We start from the raw sequence: 18388 nt of genomic DNA, 5'->3' as shown, positions 1-18388 counted from the left end.
GCGCCGGCGTGATCCACTCGGCCCCTCATCGTCAGGGGACGGCGCCGTGGATCTCTCCTACACCCAGAACCTCGAGGACTATCACGTCTGGCTCGCCTTCGGCGGACGGACGAGCGGGACCTATGTCGACATCGGGGCCGGACATCCGGTCGCCGACAACGTCACGTTCTGGCTGTACGAACGCGGCTGGCGCGGCCTGGTGGTCGAGCCGCAGTCGGATCTGCTCGCGCTCTACGGCCGGCTGCGGCCGCGCGATCTCGCGGTCGGCGCGCTGGTCGGGCGCAGCGACGGCGAGGCCGATTTCCACAAGGTCGACCGGCTGCACGGGTTCTCCACCACGGTCGAGGCTCACGCCCGCACGGCGGAGAATTTCGGCGCCGCCTTCTCGACCGAGCGCCTGCCGATGACGACGCTGGCGACCCTGCTCGCGACACACGGGATGACCGACATCGACCTGCTCAAGGTCGACGTCGAGGGTGGCGAGGCCGACGTGCTGGCCGGCAACGACTGGAGCCGGTACCGGCCGAAGCTGGTGCTGGTCGAGGCGGTCGCGCCGGTGACCAATGCGCCGACCTTCGAGGCCTGGGAGCCGCTGCTGCTCGCCAACGGCTACCGCTTCGCGCTCGACGACACACTCAACCGCTTCTACGTCGCGGCCGAATGTCCCGACGTGTTCGAGCGGATTCCGAAGCAGCGCGCCGACTGGCACGCGGTCCGCCACATGTACGAGATCGGCCGCGCGCCCGAGAACGCCACGCATCCGGACCACGCGCTGGCCGGAACCCTGGTCCGCGGCTTCCTGGCGAGCCTGCCCTGGCTCGACGACCAGACATTGGCCGCGATCCTCGAACGCGGACGTGCCGCCGGGACAGCCCCGCCGAGCCCCCTGCCCGTTCCCGGCAGCGACGCCTTCCGGTTCGCCCTCGGCCGCATCGCCTGCGGCTACGACGGCGGCCAGATATACGACGAGTGAGCTTTTCGCCTTTCGGCCGCGGCGCCGACGCGACACTCGGGAGACTCCCGGTGCTTCGCCCTACCCCGCCATCAGCATGGTCTCGATCGTCCCCTCCAGATTGAGGAGGAGGTGGAGCAGGATCACCAGCGTGGTCGAGCCGCTGCGCCAGCGCAGCCAGCCGAGCAGCAGGCCGACCAGGAAGATCAGCGCCATGCCGACCCAGTCGTACTGCACGTGCAGCAAGGCGAAGATGAACCCGGTGAACACGATGGTCGGCATCGCGCTGGTGTCGGAGCGGGCGCAGCCGCGGAACACGAAGCCGCGGAACAGGAGCTCCTCGCCGATCGGCGCGACGATCACCAGGGCGAACCACAGGAACGGCAGCACGCCCTGCTGCGCGGCGCTGCGATAGGTGGCGATCTGGACCGGCGGCACGAGGTCGCGGCCGGCGGCGAGCGTCGCCGCGTCGGCGACGACCACCAGGGCCACCAGGCTGGCGAGCCCGATCAGGAGATCACGGCGTGCCGGCAGGTCGAGGCCGAGATAGTCGAGCACGCTGTCCGAGCGTACGCGCGCCGCCAGCACCAGGGTGACGGTCTGGATCAGGTTGGCGGCGATCACCACGAGCGCGACGGCGATGCCGTCCGCCGGCAAGGCCGGTCCCGCCAGGGCGGCCGGGCTCAGCCACGCCGACAGGCCGACCGCCGCCACCGCCTGCCCCAGCGCGAACGCCAGGACCGCGATGGCGATGGTCGCCAGGATGCCCCAGGGCTGGGCCTGGGCGCTTTCGGGGGCCCTCAAGGCACCAGGATCGACGAGCCGGTGGTCGCCCGCGATTCGAGGTCGATATGGGCCTGCCGGGCGTCCTTCAGCGCGTAGCTCTTCTGGACCGGGATCTTTACGGCACCGCTCCGCACCACCTCGAACAGCTCGTTGGCCAGCCCCTCGAGGTCGGCGCGGCTCGCCGCGTAATGGTTGAGGGTCGGCCGCGTCGCGAACAGCGAGCCCTTGGCCTGGAGGATGTTGATGTTGAACGCGTCGATTTGGCCCGAGGCGCTGCCGAAGCTGACGAACAGGCCGAGCGGCCGGATGCAGTCGAGCGAGGCCGGGAACGTCGTCTTGCCGACGCCGTCGTAGACGACGTCGCACAGCGCCCCGCCGGTGATCTCCTTCACACGGGCGACGAAGTCCTCCTCCTGGTAGTAGACGACGTGGTCGCAGCCGTTCGCCTTGGCGAGCTCGCCCTTCTCCTTGGTGCCGACCGTGCCGATCACGGTGGCGCCGAGGTGGTGCGCCCACTGGCAGGCGATCTGGCCGACGCCGCCGGCGGCGGCGTGGATCAGGATGGTGTTGCCCTTGGCGACCTTGAAGGTCCGGCGCAGCAGGTAGCAGACCGTCATTCCCTTGAGCATCATGCCGCCGGCCTCGGCGAGGTCGACGCCGTCCGGCACCTTGAGGGCCCGGGCGGCAGGCAGCAGGCGCTCGGCCGCATAGGCGCCGAGCGGGACCACATAGGCGATGCGGTCGCCGACCTTGAAGCCGGTCACGTCGGGCCCGACCTCGGTGACGGTGCCGGAGCCCTCGTTGCCGGCGATGAACGGCAGCCCGACCGGCGACGGATACATGCCCTGGCGGAAATAGGTGTCGATGAAGTTGATCCCGCAGGCCGCCTGCTTGATGCGGATCTGGCCCGGGCCCGGCGCCGGAACGTCGACGTCCTCGTAGGTCAGCACCTCGGGTCCGCCGACCTTGTGCACGCGCACGGCAGCCACCATGGGAGTCTCCTTCGGATTGCATCCCGGGACGATCGGCCCGGGCCGATTGTGCGGACGAGCGACGGCGGAGGCCGCCGGGAGCGCGATCATAGGAAGTCGCCGCCCGGGTGCAAGCGGCGTGCGCGCCGCTCGCGTCGCGGCAATCCTGTCATGTGCCGAAGGCGCGACGGGACAACGTCCGGCGCCGCCGGACGCCGCTCAGTGTGGCTTCGGCTCGACCATCCGGCGGCGGCGGCGCTTGCGGACCGCGATGATGTTGAACGTCTCCACCGCCCCGGCGAACGCCATGGCGAAGTAGATGTAGCCGCGCGGGATGTGGAACTCGAAGCCGTCGGCGACCAGGGCGACGCCGATCAGCACCAGGAAGGCGAGCGCCAGCATCTTGGTCGTCGGATGCGCCGCCACGAACCGGGCGACCGGCCCGGAGGCGATGTACATCACGGCGACCGCGATCAGCACGGCCATCACCATGATGCGGATGTCCTGCGCCATGCCGATGGCGGTGACGATCGAGTCGATCGAGAAGACCAGGTCGATGACGATGATCTGGGCGATGATCATCGCGAACGAGGCCTTGATGACCTCGGCGGCGCCGGGCTCCTCGGCATCGTCGGCCGCCTCGATCTCGGCGTGCATCTCGTGGGTCGCCTTGGCGATCAGGAACAGGCCGCCGGCGATCAGGATGATGTCGTGCCACGAGAACGACCGGCCGACCGCCGAGAACAGCGGCTCCGACAGCCCCATCAGCCAGGTCAGCGTGAACAGCAGCAGGATGCGGAAGACCAGCGCCAGCCCAAGGCCGAGCTGGCGGGCCCGGTCGGCGATCTTCGGGTCGAGGCGGGAGACCAGGATCGAGATGAAGACGACGTTGTCGATGCCCAGGACGATCTCCAGGGCGCTCAGGGTCACCAGCGCGGCCCAGGCGGCGGGGTCGGTCAGCAGGTCCAGCATCGGCGGCTCGGCTCTCTCGGGTCGGACCGGCGTCGATCGAACGGCGGCGGGGGTGTGCGGGTACTCGGGGTTATCCGGGGAGGTCCGGCCGGACGCAAGAGTTCCGCCCTGCGGCGTCGGGCCGCGTCGGCCTGCCGCATCCGGCCGTGCCGCCGGCTACCCCGCCCGGGCCGCCGGCCAGTGGGCGACCACGGCGTCGCCGATCATCCAGGCGCCGATCAGCAGGAACACCACGCCGATCGCCTTGCTGAACCGCGTCGTCACGGCGATCTTCTCGGCCCCCATGACGATGCCGAGCAGCGCCATCCAGACCACGTTCATGACCCCGACCGCGAACATCACCAGCATCATGGCCCAGCAGCAGCCGAGGCAGAGCAGCCCCTGCCGCATGCCGAGCCGGACGACGCCGCCGGCCCGGCTGGTCCAGTGCAGCAGGAAGAACGGGAACGGCCGCTGGCAGCGCGTCACGCAGGCGTATTTCAGCGGCGAGAACTGGTAGACGCCGGCCCCGACGAACACGGCGCCGGAGAACAGCGGGCTCGCCGAGGACATCGCCGGATCGAGGAGCGCGAGGCGGGCGAGGCCGGCCTGGACGGCGGCGGCGACCAGCGCGAAGGCGAGCCACACGCCCGCATAGCCGACGATCAGGGCGACCGGTGAGACGGTCGGTTCGCCGCGGCGCGCCGCCGTGGCGGCGATCTCGGCATAGGTGAGGATCATCGGGCCGGCGGTCGGGAGCATCATGGCGAGCGCCATGGCGGACCACATGCCGGCCAGCGTGACGAGCTCCGCCGCCCCGCCGCCGTGGTGGCCGAAGCTCGGGCTGCAGATCGCCTCTGCCAGCGCCTTGGCGAAGCCGTCGAGCGGCACGCCGCCGGTGATCAGGTCGAACAGGCCCATGCCCGGGCCCATCGCGGCGGCCGAACCGGTGCCGGCCATGCCGGCGACCATCAGCCCAAGATAGACCCAGCCCAGCCCCGCGAGCACCACCAGGCAGGCGAGCGCGACGACGACCGGGCGGGCGAGCAGCGACACCTCGGGCGGGCCGCTCGGCGGGTCGACAAGGTCGGAACGCTGCGCGGTGTCGGTCATGATCGGGCTCGGGGCCGGCCTGGCCGGCGGCTGCGGGGGGTCGCCACACATCGTCCATAGCGCATTCGACCGGGTCGCGCATGCGGGCGGCTGCGGACCTCGCAGAAGACGGCGCCGGGCCGGCGCTCAGTCCACCAGCGCGACGAACGCCCGCGCCGCCATGCTGTGGTACCGCTCGCGGTGACGGAGCAGGTGGAAGTCGCGCAGCGGCAACGCGTAGGCGGCGCGCTTGAGCCGCCCGGACTGCAGCCCGGACGCGGCGACCAGCTCGGACACCACCGTGACGCCCCCGCCCGCCTCGACGGCGGCTCGCACCGCCTCGTTGGACGGCAGCTCGAGGGCGATCCGCAGCCGCGCCGGGTCCTGGCCGGCCGCCCGCAGCGCCTCCTCGAACTCCGAGCGGGTGCCGGAGCCCGGCTCGCGCAGAATCCAGTCGGCATCTGCGAGGTCGGCCGGCTCGAGCACCGGCCTGCCGGCGAGCGGATGGCCGGGCGGAACCACGAGGATCAGCCGGTCGCCGGCGAAGCGCCGCTCGCTCAGGGCCGGCACGTCGATCGCGCCCTCGACGAGGCCGAGGTCGGCGGTGCCGTCGACCACGGCCTCGGCGACCTGGGCCGTGTTGCCGACCACCAGCCGGACCGCGATCCGCGGATGCGCCTGCCGGTACTGCACCAGGCGCGACGGCAGCCAGTAGCCGGCGATGGTCTGGCTCGCCGCGATCGTCAGGCTGCCGCGGGCGAGACCGCCGGTCTCGGCCAGCGCCAGCTCGGCGGCGGCGGCGCGGGCCAGCACGGCCTTGGCCTCGGGCAGGAAGACGTGGCCGGCCTCGGTCAGCTCGATGCGCCGGCCGACCCGGTGGAACAGCACGGTGGCGTGGCGCGCCTCCAGCGCCGCGACGGCGGCGCTGACCGCCGACTGGACGAGACCGAGCGCCTCGGCGGCGCGGGTCATGTGCTGGCGCTCGGCCACGGCGACGAAGATGCGGAGCTGCTCCAGCGTCACGGCCGCCTCGTCGCGCAGGCGGCCCGGCAGCGCCGGCCGGTCAGCCGAAGATCTCGATCAGCCCCAGGCTGAAGGCCGCGATGAACACCGTCGCGGCGGCGCCGAGCAGAAGCGGCCGCAGGCCCTTGGCGGCGAGCCTGCGGATGTCGGTTTCCAGCCCCATGGCGGCGAGCGCGACGGTCAGCAGCACCGTGGTGGCGAGCACGATCCAGCCACGCACCTCCGGATCGACGGCGATCACGCTGTTGAGGCCGCACAGCGCCAGAAACCCGAACACGAACCACGGCACCGGCGGGCGCCCCGCCGCCCCGCCCTGCTCCGCCCGGCCCGACGCGGCCCAGCCGCCGGCCCGCGCCGTCCAGACGCCGAGCAGCAGCACGACGGGCGCCAGCATCGTGACGCGCGACAGCTTGGCGATGGTGCCGACATGGCCGGCCTCCCCGCCCGCCTGGAACGATGCCGCCAGCACCTGGGCGATCTCGTGGATCGAGGCGCCGGCCCACAGGCCGTAGGCGCGCGGACCGAGATGCAGCACGTTCGGCAGCATCGGATAGATCACCATGGCGAGCGAGCCGAACAGGGTGACGCAGGCGACCGCATAGGCGACGTCCTCGTCGCTCGCCCGCGTCGCCGTGTTGGCCGCCACCACGGCCGAGGCCCCGCAGATCGAGGTGCCGGCCGCCACCAGCCGGGCGAGCCCCGGCTCGACGCCGAGCCGCCGGCCCAGCCACACCGTGAACAGGAAGGTGGCGGCGAGCGTCGCCGCCAGGATCGCCACGCTCGACCAGCCGAGCTCGACGATGTCGGCCACTGTGAGCTGCAGGCCGAGCAGCACGATCGCGACCCGCAGCACCGGCCGCATCGCGACGCCGAGCCCGGGCCGCGCCGAGGCAGGCGTGCCGACCAGGTTGCGCACTGCGACGCCGATGACGATGGCCAGGATCATCGGGCTGAGCACCGCGACGCCCGGCAGCCTGCGCAAGGCCATCGCCGCCACGGCGACGCCGCCGGCGAGCGCCAGGCCGGGCCACAGGCGGCGATGCGAGAGGATTTTTGGCGGGACGGACGGTGTCGAGCATCGGGCGGCATCCGGGACGGGCGGCATCGGCATCTCCTTCGCGTGGTGCGACCAGAGAAGCGTTGGCCAGTCGATCGATCAAACGGGTTATTCTGCTTGTTCCGTTCTGTAAATCCGATTAATCGACCCGCCGTCCCCGGGAGCGACATCCGGCGGCTTCGCCTCGCCGCCGCGGATCGACTATGATGGTGCCGACCGGGTCTCCTCGCGGCCCCGGAATAGAGGATGCCTTTCCATGACGGCAGACGGAGCCGGAGCAGTGGCGTGCGACGTGGTGGTGGTCGGCGGCGGGCCGGCCGGGCTGATGGCGGCCGTCGCGGTCGCCTCCACCGGGGCCGCCACCGTGCTGGTCGCCGGGCGCCCGGTCGTGCGCGACAACCGGACGACGGCGCTGCTGGCCGGGTCGGTCGATGCCCTGAAGGCGCTCCGGGTCTGGGACGGGTGCCGGGAGGCGGCCGCGCCGCTGCGCACCCTGCGCATCGTCGACGACACCGGGCGGCTGTGGCGGGCCCCCGAGGTGCGGTTCGAGGCGACCGAGATCGGCCTCGACGCGTTCGGCTGGAACATCGCCAACCGCGACCTCGTCACCGCCCTGGAAGCGCGGGCCGCGACCCTGCAGAACCTCTCGGTGATCCGCGAGGACGCGACGGCCGTCGCGGTGGCCGAGGACAGCGTCACGGTCGGGATGGCGGACGGCCGTATCGTGACGGCGCGGTTGGCGGTCGCCTCGGACGGCCGGCGCTCGGTCTGCCGGGAGGCCGCCGGGATCTCCACGCGCGGCTGGAGCTACCCTCAGACGGCCCTCACCTTCAACCTGAAGACGTCCCGCGACCACCAGGACATCTCGACCGAATTCCATTCGGGCCATGGCCCGTTCACGCTCGTGCCCCTGCCCGGCCGCCGGGTCAGCGTGGTGTGCGTCGTGGCGCCCCGTGAGGCCGAGCGCCTGCAGGCGCTGGACGCCGCCGCGCTCGACGCCGAGATGGAGCGGCGCTCGCACTCGATCCTCGGCCGGGTCACGGTCGAGCCTGACCGCGGCGTCTTCCCGCTCTCCGCCGAGACGGCCGAGTGCTTCGGGGCGAGCCGCGTCGTGCTGGTCGGCGAAGCCGCCCATGTTTTTCCGCCGATCGGCGCCCAGGGCCTCAATCTCGGCTTTCGCGATGCGGCGACGGTGGCCGAGCTGGTCGCCGATGCCCGCCGCGACGGGCGCGACCCGGGCGGACCGGAGGTCACGTCCGACTACGACCGGCGCCGGCGCACCGACGTCACCAGCCGGACGCTCGCCGTCGACCTCCTCAACCGCAGCCTGCTAAGCGACCTCCTGCCGGTCCAGGGCGTCCGCGGCGCCGGCCTGTGGCTGCTGTCGCGGCTCGGCCCGCTCCGCCGCGCCGTCATGCGCGAGGGCGTCGCCCCGGCGACGGCCGAGCCGAAGCTGCTGCGCGGCGAGCCGCTGGGATAGCAGCTTGGAAAGGGTCATTCCGGGGCGCCGCGCAGCGGCGAACCCAGAATCCAGCCGCGATCTCGGAGCGCGGGGCTGGATTCCGGGTTCGCGCTTTCAGCGCGCCCCGGAATGACCAGGGCCCCTACCCGAAGATGTTCAGCGGCAGGCGGTGGGTCTTGATCAGCCACAGCACCGCCGTGACGGTGAAGACCGAGATGACGATCCCGTACATCACCAGGCTCGACGCCTCGGCCACCCAGGTGTCGTACTGGCGGGCCAGCACGAAGATGCTGAGCGCGGTCGGCAAGGCGGCGAGCAGCACGGCCGTGTAGACCCAGGTCTCGGCGAACGGGCCGAGCAGCGACAGCAGCACCAGCACGATGACCGGGTGGACCAGCAGCTTCACCCCGATGGCGATGGGCAGCTCGACCGTGACGGCGTCGATCGGGCGCATCACCACGGTGACGCCGAGCGCGAACAGCGCGCAGGGCGCCGCGGCGTTCTGGAGAAACTGAAGCAGCCGGTCGAGCGCCACCGGCGGTCGGATCTCCAGCGCCGCCGACAGCACGCCGAGCACGCTCGCGACGATGAAGGGATGCAGGGCGATCCGGCGGACCACCAGCCAAAGCGTCGCGAGCGCGCCCTTGCCGCCGCCGCTGCGCGACAGCGCCATCAGGAAGGGCGCCAGCGAGAACACCAGCAGGGTGTCGAAGCAGAAGATCAGCGCCACCGGTGCGGCCGCCTCGGTGCCGAGCGCCGAGACGGCGAGGCCCGGCCCCATGTAACCGACATTCCCGAACGAGCCGGCGAGACCGATGATGGTCGCCTCGGGCAGGCGCCCGCGCTGCAGCAGCAGCGCCGGAACGAACGTCACCACGAAGGCCGCGAAGGTCGCCAGCGTGGTGCCGACGATGAACGTCACCTGGCCGAGCTGGTCGGCCGGCGTCTGCGACAGGACCCGGTAGAACAGCGCCGGCAGCGCCACGTAGACGACGAAGAAGTCCATCCAGGCGAGGCCGGAGTCCGGGATGCGGGCGGCGTAGCGGCCGCAGGCCATGCCGAGAAAGATGAGCCCGAAGAACGGAAGCGCGAGGTTGAGGACGTCGATCATGCGGCGGTCACACGCGTGGCTCGCTCGGACGAAGGTTGCACGGTGCGGCGACTCCCGCCGGCTTGGCGGACGCCGCGGCTTCCTCTAGGTTGGCGGGACGGTCTTGCGATCTCGCGATCCTACTTAGAGCATTTCCGGGCGTCCGGCGCAGCGGTCAGCGCGCAGGCATCCCATGCAGAACTTGCGGCGCGTCCGGCAGATGGGCGTCGCGCGCGTCCGCGTCCCCGAGGGGCCCAACGGCGGAACAGGGTCGATGAAACTCCCACGCAACTTCTACAAGCCGCTCGCCATCGGCGCACCGGCGCCGTGCCGCGAGCTCCCGGTGCGGCTCGAACGGATGATCCACTTCGTGCCGCCCCACATCGAGAAGCTGCGGGCCAAGGTCCGCGAGCTGACCGGCCAGGTCGACGTGGTGCTCGGCAATCTCGAGGACGCGATTCCGGCCGACGCCAAGGAGGAGGCCCGCCGCGGCTTCATCGAGATGGCGCGGGCGAACGATTTCGGCGCCACCGGCCTGTGGGTGCGCATCAACGCGCTCAACTCGCCGTGGGTGCTGGACGACCTCATGGAGATCGTCGAGGCGGTCGGCTACAAGCTCGACGTGGTGATGATCCCCAAGGTCGAGGGGCCGTGGGACATCCACTATCTCGACCAGCTCCTGGCGCAGCTCGAGGCGCGCTTCGGCCTGCGCAAGCCGATCTTCATCCACGCCATCCTGGAGACCCCGGAGGGGGTCAACAATGTCGAGGCGATCGCCACCGCCTCGCCGCGCATGCACGGCATGAGCCTCGGCCCGGCCGACCTCGCCGCCTCGCGCGCCATGAAGACCACCCGGGTCGGCGGCGGCCATCCCGAATACAAGGTCCTGGCGGACGCGACCGCCGAGGGCGGCCCGCGGACGGCGTTCCAGCAGGATCTGTGGCACTACACGCTGGCCCGCATGGTCGACGCCTGCGCGGCGGCCGGCATCAAGGCCTTCTACGGCCCGTTCGGCGACTTCTCCGACCCGGACGCCTGCGAAGCCCAGTTCCGCAACGCCTTCCTGCTCGGCTGCGCCGGGGCGTGGTCGCTGCACCCCTCGCAGATCGACATCGCCAAGCGGGTGTTCTCGCCCGATCCGGCCGAGGTCAAGCTCGCCCACCGCATCCTCGAGGCGATGCCGGACGGCTCGGGCGCCGTGATGATCGACGGCAAGATGCAGGACGACGCCACCTGGAAGCAGGCCAAGGTCGTAGTCGACCTCGCCCGCCTGGTCGCCGCCAAGGACCCGGAGATGGCGGCCCGCTATGGCCTGTAATCCGGGGCGTGACCCTGGGTTGCGGCGGACGACGGCCCGGGAGGCTGTTCCCCGGGCCGAAGCTGGGCTAGTTTTCCGCGATGAACAGAGCGCGCGTCGGCAAGTACACGATCGGCCAGGTTGTGAAGCACCGGATCTATCCGTTCCGGGGCGTGATCTTCGACGTCGACCCGGTCTTCGCCAACACCGACGAGTGGTACGAGGCGATCCCCGAAGAGGTGCGGCCGCACAAGGACCAGCCGTTCTACCATCTGTTCGCCGAGAACGCCGAGACCGAGTACATCGCCTACGTCTCGGAGCAGAACCTGCTGCCCGACGAATCGGGCGAGCCGGTCCGCCATCCGCAGGTCTCCGAGGTGTTCGAGCGCAGCGAGGACGGCTCCTACCGCCGCCGCTTCGAGGTGCTGAACTGAGGCGTGGCGGAGCAGGCGGGCGCGCTTCGCTCGGCCGACCCATGGCCTGATGTCGCGCCGCAGCCATCGCTCCTCATCCTGAGGCGCCCGGCCGACGGCCGGGCTCGAAGGATGTGGTCGAGGCTGCGCCGCTTGGGGCCGCAAGGTTCGGGACGGCCGCTTCGCGGCCTCCTCACCATGACGATGAAAGCGGACCCGGATCGCCCGCCACCAACAAAAAAGCGCGCCTCCCGGCGCGCTTCTTCGAACTTGCTGAGACTCTGGGTCAGCGGCCCGGCTGGGCTCCCGCGGCCGGGGCGCCGCCCTGGCCCTCCAGCTTCTTGCGCGCCTCCTCGGCCCGCTTCTGGAGCTCCTCCTGGAGCTTCTTCTGCTGCTCCTCGAACACCTTCGGGTCGGTCGGCGCGCCCTCGTTGGCCTTCTTGAAGTCGGTCAGCGGCAGCGGGAAGCTGATCGCCGCGCCGGCCAGATTGATGGCCTGGATGGTGAGGAGCTGGCCGCCCTTCAGCTTGGTGACCATGTCGGCGGTCGCTTCGTAGTCGGCCATGCAGCCGTTGGCGAAGCAGGTGAAGAACGGGCCGGTCATCGGCTGCTGCTGATCGATGATCAGGCGGGTGCCGTACTGGAGCTGCAGCGGCGACGGCAGGGTGATGCGGAACAGCTTCTTGGGCTCGCCGTCCGGCTCGATCAGCGCGGCGGCGACCACGGGCTGGCCGGCCTCGGTGCGGGCGTCCTTGCCGGTGAAGCAGACCTGCTTGGCGTTGGCGTCCTGACCCTTGCCGCAGAACTTCGCCCACGGCGAGTAGATGAGCTGCGGCATCTGCTGCTGGCCCGGCTGGGCCTGCTGCTGGGCCGGCGCCGCCGGGGCCGCGGGCTGCTGCGCCTGCGGCGCGGCCGGGCGCTGCGGCTGGGCCGCGGCCGGCGGGCGAGCCGGCTGGGCGGGCTGCGCCGGACGGGCGGGCGCCGGACGGGCCGGCGCAGGCTGCGCCGGTTGAGCGGGCTGCTGCGCCTGAGCCAGGACCACACCGGCCATCGTGACTGCGGAGATCGAGACGAGCGCCGCCGTTGCCTTCAAAAGCGATCGCCGCACCGGGCGAGCCGGTGCGAGTGGGCTCAGACGGGTCATCGAAATCCTCTTTAGTTGCCGTGTCGCAGCTGTGGCCGTGTCGTAATGTACCGGCGGGCGACGCGCGTCCCCTGGCGAGGGCTGTAACACCGTCTAAATGCGGCAGTAAAGTGACCTTTGCCGCTCCGGGGCCCTGTCGCGATCGAGGCTTTCGGGTTTGGCGCGCTGCATTTTCCCACCTCTCGCCACGGGGGTGCCCGAGTGCGTGTGATAGCCTCGGCCATGCGCCGAATCGGATCGTTGCCGCGCCCTGTCCCTGCCACCTGGGCCTCGATGGGCCGGCGTGCCGCGCTGGGCCTCGCCGCCCTGGGGCTGGTGGTCGGGCCGTCGAGCAGCGGGCGCGCGGCGGAGCCGACCCATGCGATCGCCATGCACGGGGCGCCGGCCCTGCCCCCGGACTTCCAGGCGTTCCGCTATGCCGATCCGGCGGCCCCCAAGGGCGGCCGCCTCACCCAGGCCGTGCTGGGCAGCTTCGACAGCCTGAATCCCTTCATCGTCCGCGGCGTGCCGGTGCAGGCGGTGCGCGGCCACGTCTACGAGAGCCTGCTCACCCGCGGCTACGACGAGCCGTTCACGCTCTACGGCTCGCTGGCGAGCCGGGTCGAGACGGACCCGGGACGGACCTTCGTGACCTTCACGATCGATCCCGCAGCGGCGTTTTCCGACGGCACGCCGGTGACGGCCGCGGACGTCCTGTTCTCCTGGCAGCTGTTGCGCGACAAAGGCCGGCCGAACTACCGCACCTACTACGCCAAGGTGGCGAAGGCCGAGGCGCTCGACGCCCGCACCGTGCGGTTCGACCTCGCCGGCAGCAACGACCGCGAGCTGCCGATGATTCTCGGCCTGATGCCGGTCCTGCCGCGCCATGCGGTGGATCCGGAGCATTTCGAGGAGACCTCGCTCAAGCCGCCGGTCGGCAGCGGGCCCTATGTCGTCGCCGAGGTCGACGCCGGCAAGAGCGTGACGTTCGCGCGCAGCCCGCGATGGTGGGGCCGCGACCGGCCGGTCAATCGCGGGATGTGGAACTTCGATTCCGTGCGGATCGACTTCTATCGCGACGACAACGCGTATTTCGAGGCGTTCCGGAAGGGCCTCTACGACATCCACCCGGAGACCGACCCGGGCCGCTGGGAGACCGCCTACGGCTTTCCGGCGGCGCGCGACGGTCGCGTCGTCAAGGAGGAGTTTCCGACCGGGCTGCCGCGCGGCATGCAGGCATTCGTGTTCAACACCCGCCGGCCCGTCTTCGCCGACATCCGGGTGCGCGAGGCGATCGTCCGGCTGTTCGACTTCGAGTGGATCAACCACAACCTGTTCTTCGACCGCTACCGCCGGACCGGCAGCTATTTCGAGGGCAGCGAGCTGTCGCATCGCGGCCGCCCGGCCGACGCGACCGAGCGCGCCCTCCTGGCCCCGTTCCCGGACGCCGTCACCCCCGACGTGATGGCCGGCACCTGGTCGCCGCCGGCGACCGACGGCTCCGGCCGCGACCGCGCCGGGCTGAAGGCGGCGCTCGACCTGCTCGCCGCGGCCGGCTGGGTGCTGGAGGGCCAGAAGCTGCGCGACAAGGCCACCGGGCGGCCGTTCGGCTTCGAGATCCTGGTCACGACCAAGGATCAGGAGCGCCTGGCGCTCGCCTTCGTGCGCACGCTGAAACGGGCCGGCATCGAGCCGACCATCCGGGTGGTCGACCAGGTGCAGTTCGAGCAGCGCCGCATCCAGTTCGACTTCGACATGATCCCGAACCGCTGGGACCAGTCGCTCTCGCCCGGCAACGAGCAGGCCTTCTACTGGGGCTCGGCCGCCGCCGACGAGCACGGCAGCCGCAACTACATGGGCGTCCGCTCGAAGGCCGCCGACGCCATGATCGCCGCCATGCTGGAAGCGACCTCGCGCGAAAGCTTCGTGTCCGCCGTGCGGGCGCTCGATCGCGTGCTGATCTCGGGTCAGTACGTCGTGCCGCTCTATCACCTGCCGAGCCAATGGGTGGCGCGGTGGGACCGCGTGCGCCACCCCGCCACGACGTCCCTGTATGGCTGGCTGCCTGAAACATGGTGGCGCGAGCCCGGCCGCTAGATACTCTCGTTGCGTGACGATTCGGGTCGGCCCACCGAGGCCCGACGCGCGCGCAAGGATGCGGCCATGATTCTCGGCGATTCCTCACCCGACGAGCTGACGCTCGCCCAGCATGCCGGCCGGGTCACGTTGGACGACCTGATCGCCCGCGCGCTCGCCCGCGCGCCGGACGCGCTGGCGCTGGTCGACGGCGGCCATCGTGAGACGACGGCGGGTGGCGCGCCGCTGCGGCTGACCTGGGCCGAGGTCGATCGTATCGTCTCGGCGATCGCGCATCGCCTGCGCATGCTCGGCCTGTCGACCGACAGCGTGGTGGCGCTGCAGCTTCCCAACACGGCCGAGCAGATTCTCGCGATCCTCGGCGTGCTGCGCGCCGGCATGATCGCGGCGCCGCTGCCGCTGCTGTGGCGCCGCGCCGAGCTCGCCGCGGCGCTCGGCCGGGTCAGCGCCAAGGCCGTGATCGCGGGCGGCCGCGTCGGCGACACGTCGCCCGCCGAGGTCGCCGTGCTGGCGGCCGCCGACACCTTCACGGTGCGCAGCGTCTGCGTCTTCGGCTCCGATCTTCCGGACGGCGCCGTGCCGATGGATTCGCTGCTGACCACGACGACGCCGGGCCGGATCGCGGCCGTGGAACGGCCCGTCAATCCGGCCGCGCATGTCGCCGTCGTCACCTTCGACACCGATCTGGGCGGACCCGTCGCGGTCGCGCGCAGCCATGTCGAGCTGCTCGCCGCCGGTCTCTCGATCGCGCTGGAATGCCGGATGGAGCACGGCACGACCGTGGTCTCGACGCTGCAGCCGTCGTCGCTGGCCGGCCTGTCGACCGGGCTCGTGCCGTGGCTGCTGCTCGGCGGCACGCTGGCCCTGCACGTGCCGTTCGACACCGCCGAGCTGGGGCGCCAGCTCGAGAACCTGGACGGCCGCGTCGTCACCCTGCCCGGCCCGCTCGCGCATCGCCTGCTCGAGGCCGGCATCCTGGCGAAGGCGCCGAAGCTGCAGGGCGTGATCGCGGTGTGGCGCACACCGGAGCGCCTCGCGGCCGCCGCCGACTGGCCGAAGAGCGCCTGCAGCCTCGTCGACCTGCAGGTGTTCGGCGAGACCGGGCTGGTCGCCTCGCGGCGCGGCGCCGACGGGCGCCCGGCCCCGGTCTGCGACGGTGCCGTGACGGCGCCGCGCACCACGCCCGGCGCCACGCTGGTCGCCGAGATCGCCCGCTCCGACACCGGCACGCTGAAGATGCGCGGCTCGATCGTCCCGCGCTTTCCGTTCCCGTCGGGCGCCGAGCGCGGCTCTGCCCCCTTCCTGCAGGTGGCGCCCGACGGTTGGGTCGACACCCGCCAGCCCTGCCGGGTCGAGAAGGACAGCCGCGCCATGACCGTGACGGCACCGCCGTCCGGCTTCGTCTCGATCGGCGGCTACCGCGTGACGCTCACCGAGATCGAGCGCGTCACCGACGAGATCGCGCCCGGCTCGACGCTGCTCGCCCTGCCCGACATCCTGATGGGCCAGCGTCTGTTCGGCCATGCGGGCCACGGCGACGCGACCCGCGACGCGCTCGTCTCGCGCGGGATCTCGCCGCTGGTGGTCGCGGCCTTCCGCGAGCGCCGCACCGCCTCCGAGCCGTCCGAGCCGATGGCGGCGACGCGCGTTCCCTCGGTTCACGGAAGCGTTGACGCGCCGTTAACGGCAACCGCATAGGCTGCATGGCATCCTGCGAAGGGAGTGCCGATGTCGCTTCAAGGTCCGATCGTGGTCATCGCCGAGGACGTCGATCCGATTCTCGCGCATGCCCTCGAATCCGCGGGCGCCGGTCCGGTGGTCGACACGCCGTGGTCGAAGGCGGCCGCCGTGGTGACCCGCACCGAGCCGGTCGGCATCGTGATGCCGCAGGCCGGCGACGTCGTGCCGGCCAAGACCTTCGAGAAGATCGCGCAGGCGATCGCCGCCTTTCCGGTGTTCACGCCGGTGCTGGCCGCTCCGCTCGACGGATTGCGCGAGCATCTGCCCGACGTGCTGCCGATCGCCGCCGACGCGAGCTGCGAGCGCCTCGTCGCCCGCCTCGCCTCGGCGCAGCGGGTGCGCACCCTGCATGCGACCGTGGAGCGTCGCGCCGCCCTTCTCTCCGAAAAGGATCCGGATGCGCCGACGTGGCCGGCCAACGATCCGCTCGACGACGCGACCGTGCTGGTGGTCGGGCGCGGACGCACCTATCCGGGCCTCGGCACCGCAGTGGGCGAGCGGCTCGGCCTGATCGGCGCGCTCGGCATCGAGACGGCGGCCCGCCATCTCAACGCCCGCGACGTCGACGGCATCGTCATCGGCGACGGCTTCGGGCCGCGCACGCTGGAGGCCTTCCTGGTCGCGCTCGCCGAGGACGCGCGCTTCCGCGACCTGCCGGTGGCGCTGCTGCCCGAGCTGCCCGCGACCTTCGACGCGGTGCGGCTGCCCAATCTCGAAGGCCTCTCGGGCGAGCCGGCCGCGGTCGTCGCCGGCCTCCTGCCGCTGGTGCGCATGCACGCCTTCGAGGCGCGGCTGAAGCGCCAGCTCGCCTCGCTCGATGCGCAGGGTTTGGTCGATCCGACGACCGGCCTGTTCACCGTCGCCGGCTTCCTGCGCGACCTCGCCCGCGCCGTCACCGAGGCGCAGTCGCACGGTCAGGCGCTCTCGATCGCCCGCTTCTCGTTTCCACCGACCCTCGACCAGCGCGCCAGCCTGGATGCCGCGCGGCTCGCGGTGCGGCTCGTCCGCAATGTCGACTTCGCCTGCCGGGCGAGCGACGGCTCCATTCTGGTCGCGTTCTCGGCGACCCCGCTCGAAAAGGCCCACGCGGTCGCCCGGCGGCTCGCCAGCGTGCTGCGCCACACCATGCTGGCGCCCGCCGACGACCCGACGGCCCGCATCGACGCCTCCGTGACGCTCGCCGTACTGAAGGCGTCCGACACGGTCGAGACCCTGCTGGCCCGCGTCTCCGAGCCGACCCCGCTCGCGGCGGAGTGATGGTCTTCCTTTTACCTCCCCGGGGGGGTCGGCGAGCGAAGCTCGCCGGGTGGGGGTGACGAGGCGTAGCCCGCATGGAGCCAGCGGACTGCGGGACCGAACACGCCGCCCCGGATTTCGCTGACGCGCCATCCGGGCTACGGTTCCGTGCCTCACCGCAGGAGCCTCCGATGACCGACACCCCCGTGCTCACAAAAATGCCGATCGACGTCGTCTCCGACGTGGTCTGCCCGTGGTGCTTCATCGGCAAGCGGCGGCTGGAGCGGGCGCTGACGATGACGCCCGACATCCCGATCACGGTGCGCTGGCGCGCCTACTTTCTGAACCCGTGGGTGCCGCGCGAGGGGATCAGCCGGCGCGACTATCTGGAGCGGAAGTTCGGCTCGGTGGAACGCTACATGGCGAACGCGCCGAGAATGGTCGCGGCGGCCGAGGCCGAGGGCCTCGTCTACGCCATCGACAAGCTCACCCGCCAGCCCAACACCATCGACTGCCACCGGCTGATCAAATGGGCGGGCGAGGCAGACCCGGTGAAGGCCGGCGCCATGAAGCAGCGGCTGATGGATCTCTATTTCACCGAAGGCCAGGATCTGTCGCAACGCGACGTGCTGTTGCGCGCCGCTGCGGATGTCGGTCTCGACCCGCATGCGACCGCGCAGCGCCTCGCCACCACGGAGGACGAGGACGTGGTGACGGCCGAAGCCGAGGCCGCCCAGCGCGCCGGCGTCGACGGCGTCCCATGCTTCGTCTTCGGCGGCCAGATCGCCGTGTCGGGCGCCCAGTCGCCCGAGTACCTGGCCGAAGCGATCCGCCGGGCGGCGGACGCGTTCAACAAGAAGCTCGCCGCGGGCGAGATCGCCGATCCGGACGCAAGGCCGTATTGAAGCCTCGTGTCCCGGACGCGGTGCAGCGCACCGCGAGCCGGGACCCAGGGCGATCGTACGAGGTTGTGCCGTGTGGCCCCTGGGCCCCGGCTCTGCGGTGCACCAGGCCTACGGCCTGCTGCACCTTGTCCGGGGCACGAGGTCGGTGTCCCCGATCGCCGCATTTCACCCCGTCATGCCCGGCCTCGTGCCG

General features: G+C 71.6%; 16 protein-coding genes. 8 read left to right on the top strand and 8 right to left on the bottom strand.

Going from position 1 to position 18388, the window contains the following annotated elements; translation table 11 throughout:
• On the top strand, positions 1-973 hold a 973-nt coding region (locus CH341_RS09895; protein WP_210208239.1), incomplete at its 5' end, for an FkbM family methyltransferase.
• A gap of 60 nt (positions 974-1033) precedes the next feature.
• Here the strand turns inward: CH341_RS09895 and CH341_RS09890 are convergent.
• The 6 genes from CH341_RS09890 to CH341_RS09865 all read right to left on the bottom strand — a co-directional run bounded on the left by CH341_RS09890 (position 1034) and on the right by CH341_RS09865 (position 6880).
• On the bottom strand, positions 1034-1756 hold the full coding sequence (locus CH341_RS09890) for a CPBP family intramembrane glutamic endopeptidase (protein WP_111418870.1): 723 nt from the start codon (positions 1754-1756) through the stop codon (positions 1034-1036).
• Positions 1753-2730 carry a quinone oxidoreductase family protein gene (locus CH341_RS09885; protein WP_111418869.1) on the bottom strand — a complete coding sequence of 326 codons (978 nt, stop codon included), beginning with the start codon at positions 2728-2730 and terminating at the stop codon, positions 1753-1755. The genes CH341_RS09890 and CH341_RS09885 overlap by 4 nt, the downstream gene beginning before the upstream one ends.
• A gap of 198 nt (positions 2731-2928) precedes the next feature.
• Positions 2929-3681 (bottom strand): TerC family protein, encoded by a 753-nt coding sequence (locus CH341_RS09880; protein ID WP_111418868.1) that lies wholly within the window; start codon positions 3679-3681, stop codon positions 2929-2931.
• A 156-nt stretch (positions 3682-3837) separates the two neighbouring features.
• A complete protein-coding gene (locus CH341_RS09875; protein ID WP_111418867.1) occupies positions 3838-4773 on the bottom strand; it encodes a DUF2182 domain-containing protein in 936 nt (311 codons plus the stop codon).
• A gap of 126 nt (positions 4774-4899) precedes the next feature.
• Positions 4900-5775 (bottom strand): LysR family transcriptional regulator, encoded by an 876-nt coding sequence (locus tag CH341_RS09870; protein ID WP_111418866.1) that lies wholly within the window; start codon positions 5773-5775, stop codon positions 4900-4902.
• A 40-nt stretch (positions 5776-5815) separates the two neighbouring features.
• Positions 5816-6880, bottom strand: a complete 1065-nt coding sequence (locus CH341_RS09865; protein WP_281022356.1) for a YeiH family protein — start codon at positions 6878-6880, stop codon at positions 5816-5818.
• A 208-nt stretch (positions 6881-7088) separates the two neighbouring features.
• Here CH341_RS09865 and CH341_RS09860 point away from each other — a divergent pair, with 208 nt between their 5' ends.
• Complete coding sequence (locus tag CH341_RS09860) at positions 7089-8312, top strand: UbiH/UbiF family hydroxylase (RefSeq protein ID WP_111418864.1); 1224 nt, start codon at positions 7089-7091, stop codon at positions 8310-8312.
• Positions 8313-8436: 124 nt separating this feature from the next.
• Here the strand turns inward: CH341_RS09860 and CH341_RS09855 are convergent, their stop codons facing one another.
• Entirely contained in the window at positions 8437-9405 is a 969-nt protein-coding gene (locus CH341_RS09855) for an AEC family transporter (protein ID WP_111418863.1), read from the bottom strand.
• A 253-nt stretch (positions 9406-9658) separates the two neighbouring features.
• Between CH341_RS09855 and CH341_RS09850 the strand changes: the two genes are divergently transcribed.
• Positions 9659-10702, top strand: a complete 1044-nt coding sequence (locus CH341_RS09850; RefSeq protein WP_111418862.1) for an HpcH/HpaI aldolase/citrate lyase family protein — start codon at positions 9659-9661, stop codon at positions 10700-10702.
• An 80-nt stretch (positions 10703-10782) separates the two neighbouring features.
• On the top strand, positions 10783-11115 hold the full coding sequence (gene hspQ / locus CH341_RS09845) for a heat shock protein HspQ (protein WP_111418861.1): 333 nt from the start codon (positions 10783-10785) through the stop codon (positions 11113-11115).
• A gap of 265 nt (positions 11116-11380) precedes the next feature.
• On the opposite strand, the gene CH341_RS09840 is transcribed toward hspQ, so the two are convergent.
• On the bottom strand, positions 11381-12238 hold the full coding sequence (locus CH341_RS09840) for an invasion associated locus B family protein (protein ID WP_170149563.1): 858 nt from the start codon (positions 12236-12238) through the stop codon (positions 11381-11383).
• 273 nt (positions 12239-12511) lie between these two features.
• Between CH341_RS09840 and CH341_RS09835 the strand changes: the two genes are divergently transcribed.
• The 4 genes from CH341_RS09835 (at position 12512) to CH341_RS09820 (ending at position 18195) form a co-directional block, all read left to right on the top strand.
• Entirely contained in the window at positions 12512-14314 is a 1803-nt protein-coding gene (locus CH341_RS09835; protein ID WP_245430973.1) for an extracellular solute-binding protein, read from the top strand.
• Positions 14315-14380: 66 nt separating this feature from the next.
• On the top strand, positions 14381-16012 hold the full coding sequence (locus CH341_RS09830; protein ID WP_111418859.1) for an AMP-binding protein: 1632 nt from the start codon (positions 14381-14383) through the stop codon (positions 16010-16012).
• Between the two features lie 30 nt (positions 16013-16042).
• Entirely contained in the window at positions 16043-17311 is a 1269-nt protein-coding gene (locus CH341_RS09825; RefSeq protein WP_111418858.1) for a GGDEF domain-containing protein, read from the top strand.
• Positions 17312-17481: 170 nt separating this feature from the next.
• On the top strand, positions 17482-18195 hold the full coding sequence (locus CH341_RS09820) for a DsbA family oxidoreductase (protein ID WP_111418857.1): 714 nt from the start codon (positions 17482-17484) through the stop codon (positions 18193-18195).
• The last annotated feature ends 193 nt before the right edge of the window (positions 18196-18388 follow it).

Source organism: Rhodoplanes roseus (assembly GCF_003258865.1).
Lineage (GTDB): Bacteria > Pseudomonadota > Alphaproteobacteria > Rhizobiales > Xanthobacteraceae > Rhodoplanes > Rhodoplanes roseus.
The sequence above is the reverse complement of the archived record's forward strand: the minus strand, read 5'-3'. Positions and strand labels throughout refer to the sequence as shown.